The following is a 22,994-nucleotide window of genomic DNA, read 5'->3' on the forward strand; positions in this document are numbered from 1 at the left end:
GGATCGACGGTTCAGAACGAGGCACAGGCACCCTATGGTGGCACCAAGGACAGCGGATACGGCCGATTCGACGGGCGCGCAGTCATTGATGAATTCACCGAGCTCAAATGGTTGACCATTGAGCCCAACGGTCAGCAGTACCCCTTTTGATCCGTCGGCAGCGGGCCCCTTGGGGGCACGCGGATCAGCAGCCGCGGCTCCCGTCAAACGGTACGCGCGCGTGGCCGGCCCGTGCTGCCACGGCTGACCAGATGTACGGGAAGAATATCTCGCACCGGCTGCGCCGGTCCCCGCAACTGCATGCGCTCCACCAGCCTTTGGGCCGCCAGCCGAGCCATGGCTTCGACCGGCTGGCGACAAGGTAGTTCAGCGCTCCTTCCGCGCGGTCGCGGCTGGTGGAGGTGTTCTGGGGTCCCATCACAAGCCCGATCTCCCGATGTCCGAGCTCATGGAGATGCCGGGCGGCCTCCGCGCCAGCGTGCACATTGTCGATCTCGACCGTATCGATCTTGTCGGAGCCGATCGACCGCACGACCAGCACGATCGGCATGCCGCGGTCGTGCAGGTCGAGAACGATCTTCGCGCCGAGTGTTGCCGTGGCAAAGATCATTCCCTCCAGGTAATCGTCGATCAGGGGTCGGGCTGAGGACACATTGCTGCGCTGGATCTGCGAATCCATGAAGAGCATCACCTGGTAGCCGGCTTTGTGCAAGGCAACGTGCAAGTGTTCAAGCAGCTGTGTCATGAACGGATTGTTCTGCAAGACATCGATGACGACACCGACGGTGCGGGTCTTGCTTTTCCCGGTCTTCCGGCCCACGACGGGCACGCAATACCCAAGCTGGGCTGCCGCCTCCTGAATGCGAACCCGCATGGCGGGGCTGATCGCTGAATTTCCTGCGAGCGCACGGGATGCCGTAGAGATGGAGCATCCGACGAGCCTGGCGACGTCTTCCAGGCGCGTGGCCGCCGGTGGATGGGCGTCTTCCAAGGGCTTCCTCCTAAGCTTTCCTTCCCACGCCTTCGCAAGCGCTCGCATACGCTGTTATTCATGTAGTGGATCAGCTAGCGAACGCAAAGGAGATCTACGGCTGTAGTACTAGGCCGGCCAGGGTGCGCGCCGAAAGGCCTCCACCAAGAAATCGATCAGCGCCCGCACTTTAGGAGTGAGGTGCTTGCGCGTCGGGTACACCGCATACACGCCAAGTTCGATAGAGCGGTATTCCGGGAGCACCTCGACCAGTGCCCCGGACCGCAGATGCGCGCCAACCAGAAATGATGGCTGAAGCACGATGCCCTGCCCTCGAAGCGAGGCCTCCACGCAAGTGTCCCCGCTGTTGCTGCGCATGCGCGGCACCACCTTAACGCTGGCCTGCCCTTCGGGGCCCTCGAACTGCCACTGGTCACCCATTGATAGCAGGGTGTAAATGTTCACGGTGTGGTGGGTCAGGTCGGAAGGCTGGGTCGGTGTGCCGTGCCGACGCAGATAGTCCTGCGATGCACAGAGGATCAGCCTCGTAGAGGCAAGTGACCGCAAGACCAACGAGGAACTGGGCAAGCGGGCAATGCGTACAGCCAGGTCGAAACCCTCATCGACCAGATCGACCACGCGGTCCGACAGGGTCACGTCCAGCGTGACCTTCGGGTGGCGGTCCATAAAGGTTGGCCACAGAGGCGCCAAGTACATCTGACCGAAAGTGACCGGGACGTTGACCCTGAGCTGGCCGATTACCTCGCCGGCTTGCGCGGTGATTTCGGCCTCGGCCTCCTCCACGCTGCCGAGTAGTTCGACGCAACGCCCGTGGAAGACCTCGCCCTCCTTCGTCAACGAAAGTCTTCGCGTCGTGCGGTGCAGCAGGCGCACGCCAAGCCGCGCCTCGAGATCGCCGACGAGGCGCGACACCGCGGATTTCGACGACTGTAACGACTCGGCCGCCTTCACGAAGCTGCCGGCCTCGACCACCGCGACGAAGGCACGCATCTCTTGAAATTTGTCCATGAAGCATTGTCCCGAAAATCGGGATGATTTGTGCGTCGAACGCCTATTTATCTCCGCGATTTGGGCCTCTACAGTTTCTCCATCGCAGCGAGCCCGCTGCGTGCCACAGGAGTCACAGCATGAAAGTCACTGTCATCGGCGCCGGAAACATGGGTTCGGCATTCGTTCAACAACTCACCCGCGCCGGCCACCAAGTCAGCGTGACCGCCCGCGATGCGGAAAAGGCGGCCAAGGTCGCCGCCTCGGCACCCGGCGCCAAGGCCGTGCCGACCGTAGGCGCTGCCGAGGGTGCCGACGCCGTCGTGTTGGCCACCGGCTTTGGAGATGCGGTCGCTGCGCTGCGCTCGGTAGGCAATCTGGCCGGCAAGGTGGTCATCGACATCACCAACCCGCTGACCGCCGATTACATGGGGCTGACCATCGGCCACAGCACATCGGCGGCGGAGGAAATCGCCAAGGCCGTACCCGACGCCGAGATCGTCAAGGCCTTCAACACGGTATTCGCTCAGGTGCTGGCCGAAGGCGCCGACTTCGGCAAGGGCCAGAAGGTCAGCGTTTTCGTCGCCGGCGACAGCCAGCAGGCCAAGCAAACGGCGGTTGCATTGGCTGAAAGCATGGGCTTCAGCGTCGTCGATGCCGGTGGCCTGAAGAACGCCCGCTATCTTGAGCCGCTGGCCGGTCTGAACATTTACCTCGGCTATGGCGCCGGGTTGGGCACGTCCATCGCGCCGGCGTGGATCCGCAAGGCTTGAGCGTCCACAACGCGATTCAAAGGAGCACGAACATGACTGCCCGCATTGCCAAGGCCGTGGCACTGACCGCCTTGATCACTTCAGCCGCTGTGGCCGCGCAGGCCCAATCACTGGCTGAGAACCCGACGACCCCGCCGCCGAAGGCTGAACGTCAAGCGCCCGCGGTCGAGAAGAACCTGAAGGTCTTCGACACGCTGGATTTCGACGTGTTCAGCAACCAGAAGTGGGACCGTCTGCACGAGAGCCATGCCAAGGACATCGTGGTCACCTGGCCGGATGGTCACGAAACTAGAGGCATCGACAAGCACATCGAGGACCTGAAGGCGCTGTTCGTCTTCGCGCCGGACATCGCGATCAAGACGCATCCGATCCGTTTCGGCTCGGGGACGTGGACGGCGGTGACCGGCGTGATGACCGGCACCTTCACAAAACCGATGCCGCTGCCCGACGGCAAGGTCATCCAGCCGACCGGGAAGCGCTTCGCGATCGGCATGGCCACCATCGGCCACTGGAAGGATGGCACGATGGACCACGAATGGCTGTTCTGGGACAACCAGGATTTCATGAACCAGATCGGCCTGGGCGCCAAGTAATCTGAAGGAGTGTCGACGTGATTTCGAACAGTTTCCTTCAACGGCTGCTCTCCACCGATGACCGCGCTGCCGCGCTCGCACTGCGTGTGCCTGTCGGGCTCATCTTCGCCGCTCACGGCGCCCAGAAGCTGTTCGGCTGGTTCGGCGGCTATGGCCTGGAAGGCACCGGGCAGTTCTTCGGTTCGATCGGCCTGAACCCTGGGGTACTGATGGCCTTGCTGGCAGGGGCGGCCGAATTCTTCGGAGGGTTGCTGCTCGTGCTCGGGCTGGTGGTGCGCCCGGCCGCAGCGGCGTTGTCGTTCACCATGCTGGTGGCCATCCTGTCGGTCCACATCGGCAAGGGCTTCTTCCTCGACAAGGGCGGCATCGAGTACGCTCTGGCGCTGTTCGCGGCGTCTCTCTCCCTGCTGCTCAGCGGTGCCGGCCGCGCCTCTGTGGACCGCGCGCTGTCCACAGAGGCCTGAGGGGGATCGCGACGATGGGCCGCCTGCCCGCCATCTTCGTCTCCCACGGAGCGCCAACCTTTGCGTTGGACGGTGGGCGGGCAGCCGCTCAGCTCGCGATGCTGGGTCGCGAGTTGCCGCGGCCCGCAGTCGTGCTCATCTTCTCGCCGCACTGGGCGGACGCGCCGCATGCCTGGCCGTTGCTGGTGGCCGCCGCCGGCGCGTCGTCACAAACTTCGCGAGCGCTGGAAGGCGGCATCGCACACGGCGTGCTGTCGATGGACGTGTTCGTCTTCGGCGCCACACAATGAACGAATAGCCCCCGATGAACGACCTGCTCATCCGCATGCCCGAACTGGCCGCCGACCGAATGGCCGAAATTGTGCTGCTCTTTCACGGCATGGGCTCAAGCGCTGAGGACCTGCGGGCGCTGGGCAAGAGCTTGGCCGCTCGACGTCCACTGGCCTGGGTGGTGAGCGTGCAGTCGCCCGACGCGTCCGACCTGGGATCGGGTTGGCAATGGTTTTCCGTCCGCGGCATCACTGAGGACAACCGACCGAGCCGCATCGCTGCCACGATGGATCGCTTCGTAGAGACGATTGAGAAATGGCAGCGCGCCAGCGGTGTCGGTCCGGAAAATACGACACTTGTAGGCGCCCACGTACCTGAGCTTCGAGCCGGACCGGACGGTGTTTCACGCGGGCACCGAGGAAGTCTTCAGGATCGCGATCGCACCTCGTGGGCTCGCCGACCGTCATTGGCAACAAGGTCTCCCCAGCCCGTTGCAGCTGGAACTAGCGATCGACGAAGTCGAAACGGCGCTGATGAGCGAGCATCTTGCGCATGCCGACCGCGGCGAGATCGCCACATTCGATCCGCTGCTGAGAGCACTTCCAGGGCTGCAAGCCGACGGCGGGCGTCTCGGTCGCGGCGACGTGGAATTGCTTTTCGAGCATCTGGCCGCGGCGTCGCTCGCAGGCCGTGACACCGGCTCCAACGCTCCGACCCGTGGCATGCCCGCCGCCGCATTGCTGATCCTGCGCGAGTGCATGCATCACCTGGGATTCAATGCCATTGTGACCTTGCGTGATGGCATGGCGTTCCGGACGATGTACTTCGCGAAGTAACGGGATCGACAGGCTCCATTTCAAGGAACACCGTATCCGTCCGGCCAGCCCAAGTTGACCGTTGGTGGCCGCCGTGGTCGACCTTCAGGCGTCGACGGTGCTCGTGGGCTACCAATGATTCGACAGCAACTCCTCGATACGGCTGGCCCTGTGTGTGGGCAGCCGATTGAGGATGTCCTTGAGATAGGCAAAGGGGTCGAGGCCGTTCATGCGAGCCGACTGGATCAGGCTCATCACGGCCGCCGCGCGTTGACCGGAGTGGCCTCGGGTGCGGTGATGTCCGCCACCATCTTGGACCATGTCAAGCCGAACATGAAGAGCTACGATCAGGAAACCTTCGGCCCGATCACCGTGGTCGTGCGCGTCAAGGGGCCGCAAGAGGCCATAGACGTGGCCAACGACAGCGCCTATGGTCTGTCGTCGGGCGTGTTTGGTCGCGACGTCAACCGCGCATTGGCGGTGGCCATGGACCTGGAATACGGCTCGGTCCACGTCAATGGATCGACGGTTCAGAACGAGGCACAGGCACCCTATGGTGGCACCAAGGACAGCGGATACGGCCGATTCGACGGGCGCGCAGTCATTGATGAATTCACCGAGCTCAAATGGTTGACCATTGAGCCCAACGGTCAGCAGTACCCCTTTTGATCCGTCGGCAGCGGGCCCCTTGGGGGCACGCGGATCAGCAGCCGCGGCTCCCGTCAAACGGTACGCGCGCGTGGCCGGCCCGTGCTGCCACGGCTGACCAGATGGACGGGAAGAATATCTCGCACCGGCTGCGCCGGTCCCCGCAACTGCATGCGCTCCACCAGCCTTTGGGCCGCCAGTCGGGCCATGGCTTCGACCGGCTGGCGGATGGTCGTCAGCCCGATCAGGGGTGACCCGGCCAGCGGGATGTCGTCGAAGCCGACCACGGACAACTGCCCGGGGACCTCGACACCGCGCCGCTTGCACGCCTCCAGCACACCCAGGGCCACGGTATCGTTCGCGGCGATGATCGCCGTCACGGGGTCGACCCGCGAAAGCAGCGACATCGCTGCCGAATAGCCGCTTTCGGACGTGTACTCCCCCCAGGTCAGCCGCACTTGGTCGCGCTCGATGCCGGCGGCAGCAAGGTTGGTCAGCGCTCCTTCCGCGCGGTCGCGGCTGGTGGAGGTGTTCTGGGGTCCCATCACAAGCCCGATCTCCCGATGTCCGAGCTCATGGAGATGCCGGGCGGCCTCCGCGCCAGCGTGCACATTGTCGATCTCGACCGTATCGATCTTGTCGGAGCCGATCGACCGCACGACCAGCACGATCGGCATGCCGCGGTCGTGCAGGTCGAGAACGATCTTCGCGCCGAGTGTTGCCGTGGCAAAGATCATTCCCTCCAGGTAATCGTCGATCAGGGGTCGGGCTGAGGACACATTGCTGCGCTGGATCTGCGAATCCATGAAAAGCATCACTTGGTAGCCCGCCTTGTGCAAAGCAACGTGCAAGTGCTCAAGCAGCTGTGTCATGAATGGATTGTTCTGCAAAACATCGATGACGACGCCGACGGTGCGGGTCTTGCTTTTCCCGGTCTTTCGGCCCACGACGGGCACGCAATACCCAAGCTGGGCTGCCGCCTCCTGAATGCGAACCCGCATGGCGGGGCTGATCGCTGAATTTCCCGCGAGCGCACGCGATGCCGTAGAGATGGAGCATCCGACGAGCCTGGCGACGTCTTCCAGGCGCGCGGTCGCCGCTGGATGGGCGTTTTCCAAAAACCACCTCCTAAAGCGGTGCAAAAAAAGAAATTGTCGCACGCAAACGGCACCGCTTGCACCGGGGAGGTGCTGTGAGCGCGCTAGCTCCAAGCGGCCCCTAGGGTTCGACCGGACTATTTGCACACCATTTGCATCATAAGCATACACATAATTGCATTGCCATTGCAGACCTTCCGTGCCGCTCCGATTCCGGTCGGCACCCCACCATCCCAGGAGACATCGTGAAATCACTCATTGCACGCATTACCTTCTTCGGCTCCGTTTCCGCGCTCGCACTGACACCCGCCCTGTCGGGCGCGAGCACCTATCCCGAGCGGCCGATCACCATCGTCGTGCCGAATGCACCGGGAGGCCCCACCGATGCGATCGCTCGCTCCATCGGGCAGAAGCTCTCCATCCGCCTGGGCCAACCGGTGGTCATCGACAATCGCGGCGGTGCTGGCGGCACCATCGGCGCCGAGACCGTGGCGCGCGCCAAGCCTGACGGTTACACCTTGTTCCTGGCAACCACCGGCACCTTGGCGATCAACCCGGCGCTTTACGACAAGCTTCGCTACGACGCCGCCAAGGATTTCGACCCGGTCGGCCTGATCTCCAGCACCAGCAACGTGCTCGTCGTGCGCAGCGACCTGCCCGTCAAAGGCATCAAAGACCTCATCGACATGGCCAAGCGCGAGCCGGATCGGCTCACCTACGGTTCCTCCGGCAGCGGCTCCTCGAACCACTTGGCAATGGAGATGTTCAAGTCGATGACCCGGACCCAGATCAGGCACATCCCCTACAAGGCCATCTCCCCGCTGCGAGTCGATCTCTACGAGGGTCGGATCGACATGGTATTCGGCAGCGAGGGCACGGCCCTGAAGGACTTTGTGCAGAACGGAAAGACCCGTGCGGTGCTGATTTCCGGCAAGAACCGGTCCTCGCTGTTCCCAGACGTTCCGACTGCAGAGGAGGTGGGGCTGAAGGGCTACGACGTCACGATCTGGTTCGGTCTGAACGCCCCGGCGGGCACGCCGGCCGCCGCGGCGGAACGGATCAACAAGGAGCTGAACGCCATCCTGGCCACACCCGAGATGAAGAAGGAACTGGCTGCCGACGGCCAGACCCCGCGGCCGATGACGCCCCAGCAGTACGGAACCTTCCTGAACCAGGAGCGGCAGAAATGGATGCCGGCGGTCAAGGCCTCGGGCGCCAAGGTCGAGTGATGGAGCACGACATGACGGGCAAGTGGTACGAACAGCAGCTGCGCATCCAGCAGACGGTGTTGCGCGAGATCGACATCGTCGACTACGACGTGGAAGGCGTGGTGCAGTACCTGAAGGACACGCACGCCAACGTCTTCATCGTCAACGGCGGCGGCATCGTCGACTTCTTCCGCCATGACCTGGCGATCTCCAGCCCGAACCGCTTCATGGGCGAGCGGGACATCCTGGCGGACGTCACGAAGGCCTGCCGCGCTGCCGGCATCCGCGTGATCGTGCGGGTGGATTTCCGCGGTGTCGACAAGCGCCACTACGACCAGCACCCGGACTGGTTCGCGGTCGATGCCGAGGGCAAGCCGGTACCCTTCCAATGGCATGGCGAGCCGCTGCCCGAGACGCTGTATGCCCCTTGCTACCTGGGCTGGTACCGCAACGAGCACGCCTTCGGCTACGCCCGCGAGCTGTTCAGGCGCTACGACATCGACGGCATCTGGGAAAACGCGCCGATGCAGATGGGCGCCTGCTACTGCCAGCGCTGTTCCGAAGGCTACCGGCGAGACCTCGGCAAAGAGCTGCCGCGCGGTGGCAACTTCGACAGCCCGCAGTACGACGAGTACCGCGGCTGGAAAGCCGGCAAGCTGATGACCCACCTGAAGAACTTCCAGGCCGAGGTCAAGGGCTACGGCGAGGACAAGGCCTTCTGCGCCGAGATCTTCGGGCTGTTCTACGAGTACTACAAGAAGGCCAGCTACGACGCCTACGCGGTCAAGGCGACGATGGATTTCATGGTGATGCCGCTGTTCGTGGCCTACCACGAGCCGCTGCAGGCGCCGGCCACGCTGGTCAAGTTCCAGCAGTCGCTGGACGCCGACAAGACGCCGGTGGTGCTGTACGGCCACCTGGGCACTGCCAACCATCTGCGCTATGTGTCCGGCGCACCGGCCGAAGTGCGCATCTGGATGTGGCAGGCGATCAGCGCGGGGGGCTCGCTGTGGGATTGCACCTTCACCGGCCAGCACCCGGGCCGCGCGCCCGACCGCCGCAACGCCTACCTGGGTTCCGACATCTTCGCCTGGATGAAGGAGCACCAGGGCGTGCTGCACGGCCAGCAGCCGGCCGCCGCCGTTGCCATCCTCTATTCGCAGCAGTCTGACATCCGCTTCAGCGACAACGACCGCAGCCAGGACCGCTACTTCACCCACGTGATGGGCTTGGAGCAGGCGCTGCTGGACGCACATGTGCAGTACCGCTTCATCCGCGATGCCGACCTGGGCGCCGATGCGCTGCAGGGCGTTCGGCTGTTGGCCGTCCCGAATGCAGCAGTGCTGGGCGAGCGCGAGATCGAGGCGATCCGCGCCTTCGTCGCCGGCGGCGGCCGGCTGCTGGCCACCCACCAGACTTCGCTGTGCAATCCGGACGGCAGCCAACGCGCCGACTTCGGCCTGGCCGACGTGTTCGGCTGCCACTACACGGGCCTGCAGAAGGACTCCACTTTGTGGGGCTACCAGCATGTGCAGCCCGGCCATCCGCTGACTGCCGGCCTGGAAGATACCGAACTGGTGGCCAACTGGGGCAACACGCTGCTGGTGCGCAAGCGCGACGACCAGGTGGAGGCGCCGCTGGGCTACGTACCCCGGATCTATCCGCAACCGCCGGAGCGGGCGTGGGTGAACTCGCTGCAGACCGACCATCCCACCGTGGTGTTGAACCGCTTCGGCGCGGGCGAGTGCGTCTACTTCAGCACGCCCATCGATCGCAACGTGGCGATGCATGGCCACCTGGACTTCTCGCGCCTGCTGGCCAACGCCGTGCGCCACCTGCTTGCCGGTGCCAACCCGGTGACGACCAACGCGCCGGCCAGCGTGCAGCTGGCCCTGAACAAGGTGCGTGGCGCGCCAGGCAAGTACCTGCTGCATGCGATCAACCTCACTGCGGCGCCACGCCGGCCAATCGCGGCGTTGGTTCCCGTTCACGGCGTCGAGGTGCAGTTGCAACTTCCTGGCGCGAAGCGCCTGAAGACGGCCACCGCGTTGCGCGGAGAAGGCCGAGCCGCGGAAATCAGCGGCAGCTACGACGATCGCGCCGACTGCCTCACGGTGAACGTGAAGCTTCCCGAATTGCTCGAATACACCGCGCTACAGCTGGATGTCGAATAGCATGGCCGCCGCCATGACACGCCGGGCGAAAGCACGGTGAACCGCACCTGGCTGCGTCGCCTGGCCCCAAACCTACAAGGACACACAGGAATGAAAGTGATGATCACCGGCGGTGCCGGATTCCTGGGCTCGCTGCTGGCGCGCGAGCTCCTGGCGCGCGGCACCCTGCGCGGCGAGCGCATCGATTCCCTGCTGCTGGCCGACCTGGTGGAAACCCGCGACCCGCAGCTGCTCGCAGATCCGCGCGTATGCTCCCGGGCGGGCGACCTGCTGGCGCAGCTGCCCGCGCTGATGGACGCACCGGTGGACGCAGTGTTCCACCTCGCCTCTGCTGTCTCCGCCGAATGCGAAGCCGACTTCGAGCTGGGACTGCGCTCCAATCTCGACGCCACGCGGGCGTTGCTGGACGCCTGTCGCGTGCAGGCACAGCGCAGCGGCCTCGCGCCCCTGTTCTTCTTCTCGTCGTCGGTGGCGGTGTACGGCTCCGACCCCGCACTGCCGCTGCCGGCGGTGGTGGACGACCGCACGCTGCCCACGCCGCAATCGAGCTACGGCATCCACAAGTTCGTGTGCGAGCAACTGGTGAGCGACTACACGCGCAAGGGCTACATCGACGGCCGCTGCGCCCGACTGATGACCGTGTCAGTGCGGCCTGGCCGACCCAACGGCGCGGCCTCCAGTTTCCTCTCCGGCATCGTGCGCGAGCCGCTGGCCGGCGTCGAGGCAATCTGCCCCGTCAGTCCCGACACCGCGGTGGCACTGGCCTCGCCGGCAAACACCGTGGCCGGCATCCTCACGGTGGCCGAAGCCCCGCGGGAGGATTTCGGCGGACGCACCGCGCTGAACCTGCCGGCTCTGACTGTGACGATCGGCGAGATGCTGGCCGCGCTGCAGGAGGTCGGCGGCACAGCGGCCACGCAGCGCGTGCGCTTCCAGCGTGACCCGGCGATCGAACGCATCGTCGGTGGTTGGCCGGCGCGCTTTCAAAGCGATCGCGCCGAGCGGCTGGGCCTGTCGGCCGATCTCGATTTCCGCGGAGTCATCGCCCAGTACGTGCGTGACCATGCGCCTGCCATGCCCACCTGACTGCCCTTACCCTGATGAAGATCAAGGTGCCCCAATGAGGAAGAGGAATCCCCTCGTACTGGTCAATCCGCCGTTTTCGCAAGTCGATGAGACGAGGCTTGCAGAACTGCGGGCGGTCGCGCCCCTTGCCGAGATTCGCTCCTTCACGAGCGAGGAGGAGATGGAGCCGTTCGTCGCGGATGCCGACGTCATTGCCGGCCGGCTGTCCGAACCGCTGTTCCAGCGTGCGTCGTCGCTCAAGTGGCTGCACAGCTGGCTGGCGGGGCCCGACCATCAGCTGTTTCCGACGCTGGTCGACAGCGACGTCCTATTCACATGCTCCAAGGGAAACGGAGCCATTCCGCTTGCCGAGCACGCGATGATGCTGATGCTTCTTCTGAACCGCGACGCCATGAAGTGGTTCGATAGCCAGCGCGCCAGGAAGTGGGAGCGCAGGACGCATTCGGAATTGTGTGGAAAGACCGTGGGCATCCTCGGGACCGGCCATTCCGGTCAGGATTTGGCGATCAAGGCGAAGGCTTTCCATATGCGTGTGCTTGGCGTCAGCCGCTCCGGCAGGGCTCTCCAGAACTTCGACCAGGTCTTCCCCATTTCCGACCTGCATTTGTTCCTGCAGGAATGCGACGTACTGGTCAACGCCGCTCCGCTGACGCCAGAGACACGGGGGATGCTGGGTGAGGCCGAATTTCGGCGGATGAAGAGGACGGCGCACTACATCTGCTTCTCCCGTGGTGGCATTGCGGACGACGATGCCTTGCTGCGCGCGCTCAACGAAGGCTGGATCGCCGGTGCGGGGCTGGATGCGCACACCGAGGAGCCGCTTCCGCCAGGAAGCCCATTTTGGACAGCGCCAAACACCATCGTGACCCCGCACAATGGCGCTACGACATGGGAGACGTACGAACGTTCTTTCACCATCTTTCGCGACAACCTTGCCCGTTTCAGTCAAGGTCTTCCTTTGAGCAACGTTGTTGATAAGCGAGCGGGTTACTAGTTTTACTGTGTTAGATATTTGGTGCTCGTTGATGCCGAAGACAAGAGGGACACCGGGGCAGGTCACGAGCCAGCAGAGCGCCGATACGCAATCGCAAGCTCGTGATGGAGGATGGGACGTGGCGCTGCGCCCTCTTGGCTTCCCCGAGGTTTGTAATGCGTGGGTAGGGCAGGCACTTGACGGCCGGAGTTTTTTACCGTCGATCTCGTCGGGATGCTGCAGCCGTTGCGCGAGCAGGAAGCCGTACGCGGCAATGCTGAGGCTGGCGTGATGGTGAATGCCGCGCCAGCCCTGGCCTTCGTACTGTCCGAGGCCCAGATCCTGCTTGAGATCCTGGTAGTCGCGCTCGATGCGTCAGCGCATCTTGGCTTCAAACACCATGCGCTGCAGCGGCGTGTCTTCGGGCAACGTGGACAACCAGTACTTCAGCGGTTCGTCGTGGCCCTCGCGCCACTCGATGAGCAGCCATTGCGGCTCGCGCAGCTCGCTGCGCTGCTGGTCGCGGTGCGCTGCACGTACCCGCCTCATTCCGCCCTCGGCTATCAGCCTCCCGCTTCCCAGCCCTCCGGGAACAACCGATTTCAGCTCAAACGACGGCTTGACTCAGAGACTCTTGCAAGGTGTGCCCCATCCTTCTCTGCTTGGTCTCCAGATAGGCGAGGTTCTCCCTGGTTGGTGGAGTGTGAAGCGCCACCTTCTCTGATATGCGCAGCCCGAATTCAGCAATGCAGCGGTACTTGGCAGGGTTGTTGGTCAACAAGCGCATGCTCGTGATGCCCAGATCCTGCAGTATCTTGGCTCCTACCGTGTAGTCGCGGGCGTCCACCTGAAGCCCCAGTTTGAGGTTGGCGTCAACGGTATCAAACCCGTCATCCTGCAATGCGTAAGCACGCAGTTTGTGCGTGAGACCGATGCCGCGACCCTCGTGCCCCCGCAGATAGAGCACGACACCTCGTCCCTCTCGTCCTACAGCCGCCAGCGAAGCTTGCAGCTGCTGTTGACAATCACACCTCAGGGAACCGAACGTATCGCCAGTCAGGCATTCGGAGTGAACCCTCACGAGAACGTTCTCTTGGCCTTGCACGTCGCCCATGACCAAGGCGAGGTGTTCATGTGGACTGGCTGGCGATTTGTAGACCAGCGCTGTGAACATACCGTGACGCGTAGGAATGCGTGCCTGTGATTCTTTGTGCACTTGCGCTTGCTTCAGCCGATAGTTCACCAGATCGGAAATCGTGATGATGAGCAGCCCATGGGTCTTGGCGAACACCTCCAGATCTTTGCGACGCGCCATGGAACCGTCGTCATTGACGATTTCGGCCAGTACACCGCCAGGACGCAGACCTGCAAGCAGCGTCAAGTCCACCGTCGCCTCGGTGTGCCCCGGGCGCTGAAGCACGCCGCCTTCCACCGCGCGCAATGGGAAAACATGACCAGGTCGGTTGAAATCCGATGCAGATGCCTGAGGGTCAACCAATGCACGAATCGTAGACGAACGATCCGCTGCGGAAATTCCTGTGGTGGTGTTGTGCCGATAGTCGACGGTAACGGTATAGGCCGTTTGCATGGAGTCCGAGTTCCGCTCCACCATCAGGGGCAACTCCAGTTCATCCAGGCGTTCACCTTGAAGAGCCACGCAGAGCATGCCGCTCGTGTGCCGCACCATGAACGCCACGGCCTCTGTGGTGGCATGCTCTGCCGCAAGGATGAGGTCCCCCTCGTTTTCCCGATCCTCGTCGTCGACCGCGACGATCATCTGTCCCTTGGCGAGCGCTGCCAGGGCTTCCTCAATGGTGTTGAAGGGCATACATGTCTCCTTAGTCTGAATATGCAGCAGGGTAGGTTCTGCTGCTGTTCAAACTAGCCAGATGCGTGCCGCCGGACGGTGACTTTCAAAATCAAGGACTTAGGAAGGGCCTCGGTCTCTAGATGCGTCAATTGCGACAGCCAAGTGTCGCAACCCCGGTTCTTGCGACACAAATCATCCGTGTCGTGTCTATCTTTCATGCGCAAAGCAGCTGGCACGTTGTTCGCGTGCATGTGAAGGACGCGAAATGCGCGGTCAAGCACTCACACGAAAGGAAAAGCATGAGCTACGGAGACACCCTTCTCTTTGTCAACAACATCTGGCGTGAAAGCCGAGATGGCAAGACCTTGCCAGTAGTCAATCCTGCCAGTGGACAGGAAATCGGGCGCGTGGCCCACGCTTGCCTGGATGACCTGGACGAAGCGGTTGCAGCAGCACAAAAAGGGTTTGAGACATGGCGCAACATGACGCCCAGCGAGAGAGGAAAGCTGATGCGGAAGGCTGCGGTGCTGATCAGGGAACGGTCCAGTGAAATCGCGACATACCTGACGATGGAGCAAGGTAAGCCCTTGAGAGAGGCCACCGCGGAAGTGCTGGCTGCCGCCGACATCATTGAATGGTTTTCGGAGGAGGGAACGCGCGTCTACGGGCGTCTGGTGCCTTCTCGCTCGAGTCTCGCCCTGCGGCAGATGGTGGTGCGCGATCCCGTTGGCCCGGTGGCTGCCTTCACCCCGTGGAACTTTCCTGTCAACCAACTGGCCCGCAAACTGGGTGCTGGTCTCGCGACCGGCTGTTCGATGCTGGTCAAGGCACCGGAGGAAACCCCTGCCAGTCCCGCCGCCTTGATCAAGGCCTTTGCCGACGCCGGGCTTCCTCCTGGGGTGCTTGGACTCGTGTTTGGCAACCCCGCGGAAATATCCAGCTATCTGATCAAGCATCCTTTCATTCGCAAGATGTCCTTCACGGGCTCTACGGCCGTCGGCAAGCAACTGGCTTCACTGGCTGGCCAGCACATGAAACGTGTGACCATGGAACTCGGTGGGCATGCTCCCGTGATCGTGTGTGAGGACGCTGACCTGGAGCGCGCCGTCAAGACCTCGGTGATGGGCAAATACCGGAATGCGGGTCAGATCTGCATCTGTCCGACCCGGTTTCTGGTGCACCGAAGCATTGCGAAGGATTTTGCTTCCGAGTTTGTCAGGCAGACGGAGAACCTGCTCGTGGGCGATGGCCTGAAGGAAGACTCGCAGATAGGGCCGCTGGCCAACGAGAGGCGCGTCAAGGCCATGGAAGAACTCACGAGCGACGCCGTTGCACGCGGTGCGTCTGTGCTGACGGGAGGTCATCGCATAGGTTCGGACGGGAACTTTTGGAGCCCAACCGTATTGGCCGACGTTCCATTGGATGCGAAGGTGTTCAACGAAGAGCCCTTTGGGCCGATCGCACCGATACGCTCTTTTGACACACTCGAAGAAGCCCTCACTGAGGCCAACCGACTCTCCTACGGATTGGCCGGCTATGCCTATACGCGATCTCTCAAAACATCCGACATTCTTTCCAGGGCGCTCGAGGTGGGCCTGCTCTGGATCAACACCTCGGCGGTGACTTCGGCCGAAATGCCCTTTGGCGGCATCAAGGATTCCGGGTATGGCACCGAAGGCGGTCAAGAGGCCTTGGATGCCTACCTGAACGTTCGTTCAATCGCTGTGATGAACGACTGAGAGGGGGCAACGCGGCGATGCGAAATGTCAAGAGCGATGCTTTGGCCGTTGAAGCTCAAATTCAACGATCTTGCGGTGAAGCGTCGCCCTCGAAATGCCGAGCTTCTTGGCCGTGGCAGAGACGTTCCAGTTGTCGCTTGTCAGCGCAGCAAAGATGATGTCTGCATCGAGACGGGACTTCAGGTTCTGCACCGTCGCATCAGCATCGGTGTCCTGGCCCCTGAGTCCAATGGGAAGGGCTGCGAGATCAATGATGGAAGACTCACTGATGGCCACAGCGAACTTGGCGACATGCTGCAGTTCACGCATGTTGCCCGGCCAGCTATAGCTCATGAGCAAGTCCATGACTTCGGAAGTCAGTTCACAAACCGGTTGAGCGGCCTGGGATGCAGCCGACCAGAAGGCCTCCTCGATCAGTCGTGCCCGGTCCTTTCTTGCGCGCAATGGCGGCAGATGCAAGCTGGCGCCATTGATACGGAAGAAGAGATCTTCGCGAAACTTTCCGTCGCGAACCAAGGGGGGCAGGTCACGCAGGCTGGCTGTGATCAAGGCAAAGCTGACTTTGACCGGCGCCACACCACCGACCGGAACGAACTCGCCCTCTGACAAAACTTGCAGCAACCGCGCCTGAAGAGGCAAGGGCATATCACCTATTTCGTCGAGGAAGAGGGTTCCTCCATTGGCCGCAACCAGCCGCCCTGGCGACCCTTGCTTGGCTGCGCCAGTAAACGATCCTGGTCGGTAGCCAAACAACTCGCTCTCGATGAGGTCATGGGGGATCGCTGCACAATTGATCGCGACAAAGTTGCCATTGCTGTGGGGCCCCGACAGATGTAACGACTTGGCCAGCAGCGTCTTGCCAACGCCACTTTCGCCCTGCAGCAGGAGAGGTAGGCATCGTGCATAAACACGCTGGGCAACCTTGAGCTGTTCAGCAACCTGTGGATCGGTGCCCAGAATTTCGGTCAGTGATGGCGCCTGCTGAAGGCTGGATGCAGGGCTGAACTTGCTGCGCGAGGACAACGCAGAAGCATTGTTGACATAGTTGTTCATGGGGCGCTTTTTTGCTGGCTCGTGCAGCTTGAAATGCAGCGCTCCCCCTTTGCTCTTGATCGTCGAGCCATCAAGTTCAATCGATCGCTCAAGGTCAACCACCCCTGCGATCGAAGAAAACTTCTTCCCGAAAAGATCCTCCACGGCAGCGCCGCCATCGGCGCGAACCAACAATTTGCTGGCGAACGGCGTGGCGTCAATGATGCGACCGTTGTCATCCAGCGCCAGCCGTGCTTCGGCAGCCCCATCGAGAAAGTCGTCGTATCTGGACAGTCGAAGTACGCGGCGACGGGCGTGGCGCCGGTCGAAGTAGAGATTTTCGATTCGTCTGGCCGAACTGGCGACCAGTTCGCGAATCATCGACTGGACAGCATGACCGGTGTCTTGCATCGAGGTGACGTTGAGCACGCAAGCGAGCCGACCCTCGCATCCAAAAATTGGAGCCACAGTGCAACTCAACGAGGACAGCCTCGACGCGAAGTGCTCATCCTGAACCACGGAGAGTGGGCGTTGCTCCCGCAGGCACAGGCCGACACCGGTGGTGCCCTGGCGATCTTCGGTCCATATGGAGCCTGGCAGCACCCGCAAACCAGAGTATTTGTCGATGGAAGAGGCCGTGCTCCGATACTGGATGACCACACCCTGGGCATCCGAAAGCATGACCACTTCCGCATGCTCCATCACACGGTGCAGCAGCCGGTCAATCTCAGGCAGACAAAGTGCACTCAACTCTTCGATCGGTGCGCGATGCTCAACAAGCTCGGTGAATGTAAGCACCTCTGGATCGATCACTCGATCGGGATCGAGCTTGTGTTCGGAAAGGCTGCGCAGCCAAGAGGAACGCACTTCCTCATTCGGCTCAGCCTTGCGATGGCCAAAGATGCTGGTGAAGTCTTTCCGGGACAGACTGACGTCAGGTTGTGCACTGATGGGCATGTATGCGACTCCTGATTTTCCCCAAAGACCGGCTTTGGACTCTAGCCTGAGAAGGATCACCTTCGCCATTAGGTCTTCCCCTAAATACGTCCAGAAACTGGAGCCTATCCACTGCGAGGCAATGTGGGCACGAGACCCCGGAAAGTGTCGCAGTCCTGGCCGTCTGCGACACCCCGGTGTCGCAAGGTCCAGGAGCTGCGACAGATCGACTCGTGCAAGTTGTTGATTTTTATTGAACCGACGATTGGCACGACTTTGGCGTGTCTTCAAGGCGTACGGTCCAGTAATGAACTGGAAATACGCCAGGAGACAACACCGTGTTAATCGACAGTCCAGCTCAACTTGCTCCCGATCTTCCTCTGGAGATCGGGGACGACTTCCGTGAGGCCATGCGCCGGCTTGCAGCGTCGGTCACGATCATCACCAGCCGTGACGCCGATGGGTCACCCCACGGCATGGTGGCTTCTTCGGTGATCTCCGTTTCCATGGAACCACCGTCCATGTTGATCGCTGTCAATCGAAACGCGGGCCTGCACCCCGTGCTGCTGCGCTCAAAGAGGTTCTGCATCAACCTGCTTTCCGAGTCGCAGAGCGAGCTTCTCAAGACCTTCTCCACCACGGCACTTCGTGACCAGCGCTTCCGGGCCGACAGCTGGAATGATGCCTGGGCCGCAGACGGCCGCCGCTTGCCGTGGTTGCCAGACGCAGCCGCATCGATTGAATGTGAAGTGGACCTCGTCACGGACTACGGCACACACAGCTTGTTTATCGGGCTTGTTCGACAGGTTCATTACGCGCCGATGCCAAAGGCCGGTCCGTCGACGGCGAGGCCGCTGGTCTGGTTGGCAGGTCAACAGGCCGCGTTATCGCGGCAGTGAACTCGACGCTGCACTGAATGCCGAAGGAAGTGGCAGCGCCGCTTTCTACAGGATTCCCAACCCGCGCAGTCAATGCGCACCTTTCCACCCAAAGAGGAGAACTCACATGAAGCTTGGACTTTTCGGTATGCCGCTGCATCCACCGACCCGCCCCACAGCGGAGACCTACGAAGAGGACGCAGATCGAATCATCCATGCCGATCAAATGGGCTTCGACGAGGCCTGGATCGGCGAACACATATCGTGCACGACGGAGCCTATCTCCGCTCCGATGATGTTTCTGGCGTCGCTGATTCACCGGACCAGGAACATTCGATTCGGTACTGGGGTCATCGCTCTGCCGAACCATCACCCGGCCGTGGTCGCCGCCGAGGTATCTCAGTTTGATCACCTCAGCCGTGGCCGCCTCATGTTCGGCATCGGGCCGGGCGGACTGGCAAGTGATATGGAGCTGTTTGACGTTCTCGACGGCGCCTATCGCACCGAGCGGATGATGGAGTCGATCGATACGATCCTGAAGCTCTGGAGTCAGGATCCCCCGTACCACATCGATGGCAAGCACTGGAAAATCAAGCTGGCAGACACGGTCATTCCTGAACTGGGCGTGGGCTTCATTCCCAAACCCTTCCAGCAACCCCATCCTCCCATCATGATGACGGCCATGTCGCCGTTCTCAGACAGCGTCAAGACAGCAGCCATGCGTGGCTGGGGTCCCATGAGCGCAAACTTTTGCCCGGAATACGTGATCGCCAGTCACTGGAAGAAGTACCTGGAGGGTTGTGAAGCTGCAGGACGTCCTGTGAACGGTGAGAGCTGGCGCGTGGCCCGCAACATCGTTATCGCGCGCAGCGACGCCGAAGCGCTGGACCGCGTGTTGGATCCCGACGGCAGCAACTACTACTACTTCGAGTACCTCTGGAAGGTCTTGCTGGCGGTCAACTATACGGCTGTCATGAAGGATGATCCGAAGCAACCCGACGACCAAATCACTGTCGAGCAGCTGATCAAGAGCATGGTGATCTATGGATCGCCCAAGACCGTCACAGAGAAGCTTCTTGCATTCCGAGAGCGAACGGGACCGTTCGGCGGGCTGCTGATGGCAGCCATGGATGGATCGGGTGCCAACCGTTCTCGTGAATGGGAAAGCATGACGCTCCTGTCGCAGGAGGTGATGCCTGAAATTCGCCGAGCCTTGGGTCGTTAAGCAGAACTTCCTAAGGTACGTGACCCGAGGCGCCGATCGGTGCGGAGGCCCCTACAACGAGCCGCGCCCGATCGGCTGGTACGGAGGCACCGAGGAGGGCTATACGGACTATCCGATCCTGTCGGGTCTAAACAGAGTTACTCAAGCTTGTTGAAGGTGTGCAGAACGTCTCTTGTAACGAACTCACGAAGCACTTCAACCATTCCAGTTTCTAAAGCGCCATTGACCACGAAAAGGAGACATTAAGAATGTTCAACAGTACCAAGGCTCATGATGAGGCTCGACAACCGGTGGGTCGCGGGCGAACGACCATCGCAATTGCTGCGGCACTTACCCTCGCCAGCCTTTCGACCGCGCTGGCGGCCGTCGCGGCCGGCAAACCTGGCGACTGGCCGCTCTATCACGGCAACGACAAGTCGTGGCGCTACAGCCCGCTTGATCAGATCAACAAGTCCAATGTCAAGCGGCTGAAGGTGGCGTGGATTCACCAGCCTGGCGACGTCACCGGCGGCCTGCAGGCCACGCCCATCGCGATCGACGGCGTGCTCTACTACGTCTCGGCCAACAACAAGGTGCAGGCGCTGGATGCGAAGTCCGGCAAGGAGCTGTGGCGCTACCAGGCCAAGCTGGATCCGGTCGCCCACGAGGTGTTTTTCTCGGCCTCCAGCCGCGGGGTAACCGTGGCTGCCGGCAAGGTCTTCCTCGCCACGCTCGACGGGCGCCTTGTCGCGCTCGACCAGAAGACCGGCAAGGAAATCTGGGTCACCCAACTTCTCGATACAAGGGCGAAAAAGGGTGCCAACTTCACCTCGCCTCCGACTTTGGCCGGTTCCGTGCTGGTGGCTGGACCGACCGGGGGGGATATTGCCCAGCGTGGGGCGATTTACGGGGTTGATATCGAAACCGGCAAGAAGCTCTGGGAATTCGACACAATCCGGAATGCCGAGGCCAGCTGGCCAGGGAAGTCGGGCGAGACCGGCGGGGGCGGCGCCTGGTTGCCAGGCACCTACGACGCGGAGACCGACACCGTCTATATCGGCACAGGCAACCCTGCCCCGGACTACTACGGCGAGGATCGGAAGGGAGACAACCTGTACACGAGCACTCTGCTCGCGCTGGACGCCAAGACCGGCAAACTCAAATGGCACCACCAGGAGATTCCGCACGATGTGTGGGACTTCGATTCGCCCTTCGAATCGGTCTTGTTCGAGCGAGATGGGAAGAAGCTGCTGCTTCACCCGAACAAGAGCGGTTACGCATTCGTCTACGAACGCAACACCGGGAAGATCGCCAATGTCTGGCCCTTCGTCGAGAACATCAATTTCGTCAAGGGAATCGACCCCAAGACGGGAGAACTGATCGGCAGGAACGAGCCGGTTGTCGGAAAGGAAACTCTGATTTGCCCCTCGCTCCTGGGCGGGCGCAGTTGGAACCAGGGCGCTTTCAGTCCCAAGACCGGCCTCTGGTACACGAACAGGTTCGAGGCTTGCAACACCGTCGTGGCGGGCAAACAGGACCCGAACGCCCTGCCTCTGTCGCAACTCTACTTCGGGGTGGACAGCGCAAAGGTCATTGCGCCTCCGGGGAAAGAAGCGACGGGCTGGCTTGATGCCGTCGACCCCGTCACCGGCAAGAAAAAATGGAGCGTGCGCTACTCGATGCCGGGTCTGGGCGGGGTGCTGGCGACCGGCGGGGGCCTGGTGTTCAACGCCGAGGTGACTGGTCAAATCAATGCCTACGACGCTGACAAGGGCAACGTGCTGTGGAGCTTCTACGCAGGCTCCGGCGTGCGTGGAGGTATCGTGAGCTACTCGGCCGGCGGTAAGCAGTACGTCGTCGTCCCCACTGGCTTGGGCTCTCACGCCGCCGACTTCCTCCCCACGGCCTTTCCCGAGCTGAGAAAGGTGAACGGCGGCTCAGCGCTGATCGCCTTTACTGTGGATTGATGCGCGGAGCGTATCGATAGCTTGGAAGGGAAAGTGCGAAAGAAATTTCGTCACTTTCCCGATTTCCGTTCGATGTGAGAAACGTGTGAAAACGAGTGATGTTACCAAAGAGGTTGTAAGCAAGGAGCGTCTTGCACAGCCCATCCGACGCGGTGCGGTCGCGTTATTGCTTTTGCTTGGGACGATGGCGCATGCCCAAGTCCCGCCGGATCTGAACGACCCTCAACTTATCGCGGCGGGGAAGAAACGCTTCAACCAGGCATGTTTCTACTGTCACGGTCAAGATGGCATAGGCGGCAAAGGAGCAACGCTACAAAACCGCAAAGATCTCGAGCCTCAAGTCATCTTCAACACCATTTCCAACGGCCGTGTCCGCGGCTCCTCAGTCATGCCACCCTGGAAGAGCGGATTGACGGAGGAACAGATTTGGCAGTTGACCGCATTCATCGTCAGTCTGCGGGATGTCAAATAGCGCCCAGTCTATATGATTGGAAATGTTCTATTTTCTGAGTGTCTGGCATGTGCTGCAGCTTCAGTGGTGGTCGGTGCTACCTTAATTAATACAAGGAGATATCCATGATTCGTTCCTATGCGATTGCTGGCGCGATTGTTGCATCGATTGCAACATGGGAATTTTTGTCTTTCCCCGGGCTGCTGATATGGGCCGCTCTCATTGGGTGGGCTGGACTGCACCATTCCGGAGACTCCGATGGCGTGGTGGGGAGGACGCTGATTGCTATTTGCTTCGGCACCTTTCTCGCTTGGAATGTATCGATCGCCCTGTTGGTGAATACGACCCCTCTGCCTATGCCGCTCGCTGCCGCAGCTCTGGTGGCCGTGGTTGTGCCGATCATTATCAGCCTTTCCAAGTTCCAAGCCTTCAAGATCATCCCGGCGGTATTTTATGGGTTCGCTTCTGCGTTTGCCTTCCTGACGCAAACGCCAGGCAAGTTTGACATGGGTCCTCTGACCAGCTTCGGGCTCGATAATGTTCTGATTATTGTTCCGGCGTCGATGACGATCGGAGTTGTTCTCGGGCTGATACAGAGAAAGATTGCTGCTTTGATTTTCCAGGCCAATCCGCACGCTGAGCAAACAAGTGCTTGATCAGCGGATTTCAAAATCCAGAACTGCGTCATCAGCAGCCTGCTGATATTACGGAGAGCAGGCAAGCGATTCCCCAATGTCCTTCACTTTGAAGGGCTCGCGAGCGGCATAGGGCCGATCGCGCTTTTCCAACCTCACCAAGGAGAGAAACCATGCAATGGACTAAGCCTCAGTATCAAGACCTGCGCTTCGGCTTCGAGATCACCATGTACATCTCGGCGCGTTGATGCGTCCCCGGGGCG

General features: G+C 61.4%; 24 protein-coding genes and 2 pseudogenes. 19 read left to right on the forward strand and 7 right to left on the reverse strand.

What is annotated here, in order from left to right; all coding sequences use genetic code 11:
- Positions 1-150, forward strand: a 150-nt coding sequence (locus FFS10_RS11655; RefSeq protein ID WP_137894645.1) for an aldehyde dehydrogenase family protein, incomplete at its 5' end; no start/stop codon positions are given.
- Positions 151-184: 34 nt separating this feature from the next.
- Here the strand turns inward: FFS10_RS11655 and FFS10_RS11660 are convergent.
- Together FFS10_RS11660 and FFS10_RS11665 are read right to left on the reverse strand one after the other, a co-directional pair.
- Positions 185-991, reverse strand: a complete 807-nt coding sequence (locus FFS10_RS11660; RefSeq protein WP_249931257.1) for a LacI family DNA-binding transcriptional regulator — start codon at positions 989-991, stop codon at positions 185-187.
- A 108-nt stretch (positions 992-1,099) separates the two neighbouring features.
- Complete coding sequence (locus FFS10_RS11665) at positions 1,100-1,999, reverse strand: LysR family transcriptional regulator (protein ID WP_137894646.1); 900 nt, start codon at positions 1,997-1,999, stop codon at positions 1,100-1,102.
- A gap of 119 nt (positions 2,000-2,118) precedes the next feature.
- On the opposite strand from FFS10_RS11665, the gene FFS10_RS11670 reads away from it, so the two are divergent.
- The 6 genes and pseudogenes from FFS10_RS11670 to FFS10_RS23500 all read left to right on the forward strand — a co-directional run bounded on the left by FFS10_RS11670 (position 2,119) and on the right by FFS10_RS23500 (position 4,914).
- On the forward strand, positions 2,119-2,751 hold the full coding sequence (locus FFS10_RS11670) for an NADPH-dependent F420 reductase (RefSeq protein WP_137894647.1): 633 nt from the start codon (positions 2,119-2,121) through the stop codon (positions 2,749-2,751).
- Positions 2,752-2,783: 32 nt separating this feature from the next.
- Positions 2,784-3,344, forward strand: coding sequence for an ester cyclase (locus tag FFS10_RS11675; protein ID WP_137894648.1), 561 nt, complete (start codon positions 2,784-2,786; stop codon positions 3,342-3,344).
- Between the two features lie 17 nt (positions 3,345-3,361).
- A complete protein-coding gene (locus FFS10_RS11680) occupies positions 3,362-3,808 on the forward strand; it encodes a DoxX family protein (RefSeq protein ID WP_249931258.1) in 447 nt (148 codons plus the stop codon).
- Between the two features lie 14 nt (positions 3,809-3,822).
- On the forward strand, positions 3,823-4,098 hold the full coding sequence (locus FFS10_RS23160; RefSeq protein WP_212744123.1) for a class III extradiol ring-cleavage dioxygenase family protein: 276 nt from the start codon (positions 3,823-3,825) through the stop codon (positions 4,096-4,098).
- A 59-nt stretch (positions 4,099-4,157) separates the two neighbouring features.
- Positions 4,158-4,430, forward strand: a pseudogene (locus tag FFS10_RS23495) (alpha/beta hydrolase family protein); the annotation flags it as partial.
- Positions 4,431-4,476: 46 nt separating this feature from the next.
- Entirely contained in the window at positions 4,477-4,914 is a 438-nt protein-coding gene (locus FFS10_RS23500; RefSeq protein ID WP_249931266.1) for a hypothetical protein, read from the forward strand.
- A gap of 108 nt (positions 4,915-5,022) precedes the next feature.
- Here FFS10_RS23500 and FFS10_RS11695 read toward each other — a convergent pair whose 3' ends face one another.
- Positions 5,023-5,214, reverse strand: a complete 192-nt coding sequence (locus tag FFS10_RS11695) for a transposase domain-containing protein (RefSeq protein WP_502702866.1) — start codon at positions 5,212-5,214, stop codon at positions 5,023-5,025.
- Between FFS10_RS11695 and FFS10_RS11700 the strand changes: the two genes are divergently transcribed.
- A complete protein-coding gene (locus FFS10_RS11700) occupies positions 5,164-5,562 on the forward strand; it encodes an aldehyde dehydrogenase family protein (protein WP_249931259.1) in 399 nt (132 codons plus the stop codon). The genes FFS10_RS11695 and FFS10_RS11700 overlap by 51 nt on opposite strands.
- A 53-nt stretch (positions 5,563-5,615) precedes the next feature.
- Here FFS10_RS11700 and FFS10_RS11705 read toward each other — a convergent pair whose 3' ends face one another.
- Entirely contained in the window at positions 5,616-6,659 is a 1,044-nt protein-coding gene (locus FFS10_RS11705) for a LacI family DNA-binding transcriptional regulator (RefSeq protein ID WP_249931260.1), read from the reverse strand.
- Between the two features lie 224 nt (positions 6,660-6,883).
- Here FFS10_RS11705 and FFS10_RS11710 point away from each other — a divergent pair, with 224 nt between their 5' ends.
- From FFS10_RS11710 to FFS10_RS11725, 4 genes are all read left to right on the forward strand, one after another.
- Positions 6,884-7,867, forward strand: coding sequence for a Bug family tripartite tricarboxylate transporter substrate binding protein (locus FFS10_RS11710; RefSeq protein WP_249931261.1), 984 nt, complete (start codon positions 6,884-6,886; stop codon positions 7,865-7,867).
- Positions 7,868-7,878: 11 nt separating this feature from the next.
- The gene (locus FFS10_RS11715; RefSeq protein ID WP_171016024.1) at positions 7,879-10,020 is read left to right on the forward strand and encodes an alpha-amylase family protein; all 2,142 of its coding nucleotides are present in this window, start codon (positions 7,879-7,881) and stop codon (positions 10,018-10,020) included.
- 90 nt (positions 10,021-10,110) lie between these two features.
- Complete coding sequence (gene denD / locus FFS10_RS11720) at positions 10,111-11,106, forward strand: D-erythronate dehydrogenase (protein ID WP_137894650.1); 996 nt, start codon at positions 10,111-10,113, stop codon at positions 11,104-11,106.
- A 34-nt stretch (positions 11,107-11,140) separates the two neighbouring features.
- Entirely contained in the window at positions 11,141-12,100 is a 960-nt protein-coding gene (locus FFS10_RS11725) for a D-2-hydroxyacid dehydrogenase (RefSeq protein WP_137894651.1), read from the forward strand.
- 62 nt (positions 12,101-12,162) lie between these two features.
- Here FFS10_RS11725 and FFS10_RS11730 read toward each other — a convergent pair.
- Positions 12,163-12,625: pseudogene (locus FFS10_RS11730) on the reverse strand (IS701 family transposase); the annotation flags it as partial.
- A gap of 61 nt (positions 12,626-12,686) precedes the next feature.
- Positions 12,687-13,907 (reverse strand): bifunctional 3,4-dihydroxy-2-butanone-4-phosphate synthase/GTP cyclohydrolase II, encoded by a 1,221-nt coding sequence (locus FFS10_RS11735; RefSeq protein WP_137894652.1) that lies wholly within the window; start codon positions 13,905-13,907, stop codon positions 12,687-12,689.
- Between the two features lie 281 nt (positions 13,908-14,188).
- On the opposite strand from FFS10_RS11735, the gene FFS10_RS11740 reads away from it, so the two are divergent.
- On the forward strand, positions 14,189-15,628 hold the full coding sequence (locus tag FFS10_RS11740) for an NAD-dependent succinate-semialdehyde dehydrogenase (RefSeq protein WP_137894653.1): 1,440 nt from the start codon (positions 14,189-14,191) through the stop codon (positions 15,626-15,628).
- A gap of 27 nt (positions 15,629-15,655) precedes the next feature.
- Here the strand turns inward: FFS10_RS11740 and FFS10_RS11745 are convergent, their stop codons facing one another.
- Complete coding sequence (locus tag FFS10_RS11745) at positions 15,656-17,617, reverse strand: sigma-54-dependent Fis family transcriptional regulator (protein WP_171016023.1); 1,962 nt, start codon at positions 17,615-17,617, stop codon at positions 15,656-15,658.
- Positions 17,618-17,934: 317 nt separating this feature from the next.
- On the opposite strand from FFS10_RS11745, the gene FFS10_RS11750 reads away from it, so the two are divergent.
- The 6 genes from FFS10_RS11750 (at position 17,935) to pqqA (ending at position 22,979) form a co-directional block, all read left to right on the forward strand.
- On the forward strand, positions 17,935-18,495 hold the full coding sequence (locus FFS10_RS11750; protein ID WP_137894655.1) for a flavin reductase family protein: 561 nt from the start codon (positions 17,935-17,937) through the stop codon (positions 18,493-18,495).
- 106 nt (positions 18,496-18,601) lie between these two features.
- The gene (locus FFS10_RS11755; RefSeq protein WP_137894656.1) at positions 18,602-19,699 is read left to right on the forward strand and encodes an LLM class flavin-dependent oxidoreductase; all 1,098 of its coding nucleotides are present in this window, start codon (positions 18,602-18,604) and stop codon (positions 19,697-19,699) included.
- Positions 19,700-19,947: 248 nt separating this feature from the next.
- Positions 19,948-21,645 (forward strand): pyrroloquinoline quinone-dependent dehydrogenase, encoded by a 1,698-nt coding sequence (locus FFS10_RS11760; RefSeq protein WP_137894657.1) that lies wholly within the window; start codon positions 19,948-19,950, stop codon positions 21,643-21,645.
- A gap of 85 nt (positions 21,646-21,730) precedes the next feature.
- Positions 21,731-22,117 carry a c-type cytochrome gene (locus FFS10_RS11765; protein ID WP_137894658.1) on the forward strand — a complete coding sequence of 129 codons (387 nt, stop codon included), beginning with the start codon at positions 21,731-21,733 and terminating at the stop codon, positions 22,115-22,117.
- A 104-nt stretch (positions 22,118-22,221) separates the two neighbouring features.
- Positions 22,222-22,752, forward strand: a complete 531-nt coding sequence (locus FFS10_RS11770; RefSeq protein ID WP_137894659.1) for a DUF1097 domain-containing protein — start codon at positions 22,222-22,224, stop codon at positions 22,750-22,752.
- 152 nt (positions 22,753-22,904) lie between these two features.
- The gene (gene pqqA / locus FFS10_RS23855) at positions 22,905-22,979 is read left to right on the forward strand and encodes a pyrroloquinoline quinone precursor peptide PqqA (protein WP_137894702.1); all 75 of its coding nucleotides are present in this window, start codon (positions 22,905-22,907) and stop codon (positions 22,977-22,979) included.
- Positions 22,980-22,994 lie beyond the last annotated feature (15 nt).

The organism is Ramlibacter sp. 2FC (assembly GCF_005503345.1).
Classification (GTDB): Bacteria; Pseudomonadota; Gammaproteobacteria; order Burkholderiales; family Burkholderiaceae_C; genus SCMQ01.

Bases quoted from the DNA above. Each gene is read 5' to 3' on its own strand.
- FFS10_RS11665 (WP_137894646.1), bottom strand. From the start codon at position 1,999: ATGGACAAATTTCAAGAGATGCGTGCCTTCGTCGCGGTGGTCGAGGCC.
- FFS10_RS11670 (WP_137894647.1), top strand. From the start codon at position 2,119: ATGAAAGTCACTGTCATCGGCGCCGGAAACATGGGTTCGGCATTCGTT.
- FFS10_RS11675 (WP_137894648.1), top strand. From the start codon at position 2,784: ATGACTGCCCGCATTGCCAAGGCCGTGGCACTGACCGCCTTGATCACT.
- FFS10_RS23160 (WP_212744123.1), top strand. From the start codon at position 3,823: ATGGGCCGCCTGCCCGCCATCTTCGTCTCCCACGGAGCGCCAACCTTT.
- FFS10_RS11695 (WP_502702866.1), bottom strand. From the start codon at position 5,214: ATGGTCCAAGATGGTGGCGGACATCACCGCACCCGAGGCCACTCCGGT.
- FFS10_RS11715 (WP_171016024.1), top strand. From the start codon at position 7,879: ATGACGGGCAAGTGGTACGAACAGCAGCTGCGCATCCAGCAGACGGTG.
- denD (WP_137894650.1), top strand. From the start codon at position 10,111: ATGAAAGTGATGATCACCGGCGGTGCCGGATTCCTGGGCTCGCTGCTG.
- FFS10_RS11725 (WP_137894651.1), top strand. From the start codon at position 11,141: ATGAGGAAGAGGAATCCCCTCGTACTGGTCAATCCGCCGTTTTCGCAA.
- FFS10_RS11735 (WP_137894652.1), bottom strand. From the start codon at position 13,907: ATGCCCTTCAACACCATTGAGGAAGCCCTGGCAGCGCTCGCCAAGGGA.
- FFS10_RS11740 (WP_137894653.1), top strand. From the start codon at position 14,189: ATGAGCTACGGAGACACCCTTCTCTTTGTCAACAACATCTGGCGTGAA.
- FFS10_RS11745 (WP_171016023.1), bottom strand. From the start codon at position 17,617: ATGCCCATCAGTGCACAACCTGACGTCAGTCTGTCCCGGAAAGACTTC.
- FFS10_RS11755 (WP_137894656.1), top strand. From the start codon at position 18,602: ATGAAGCTTGGACTTTTCGGTATGCCGCTGCATCCACCGACCCGCCCC.
- FFS10_RS11760 (WP_137894657.1), top strand. From the start codon at position 19,948: ATGTTCAACAGTACCAAGGCTCATGATGAGGCTCGACAACCGGTGGGT.
- FFS10_RS11770 (WP_137894659.1), top strand. From the start codon at position 22,222: ATGATTCGTTCCTATGCGATTGCTGGCGCGATTGTTGCATCGATTGCA.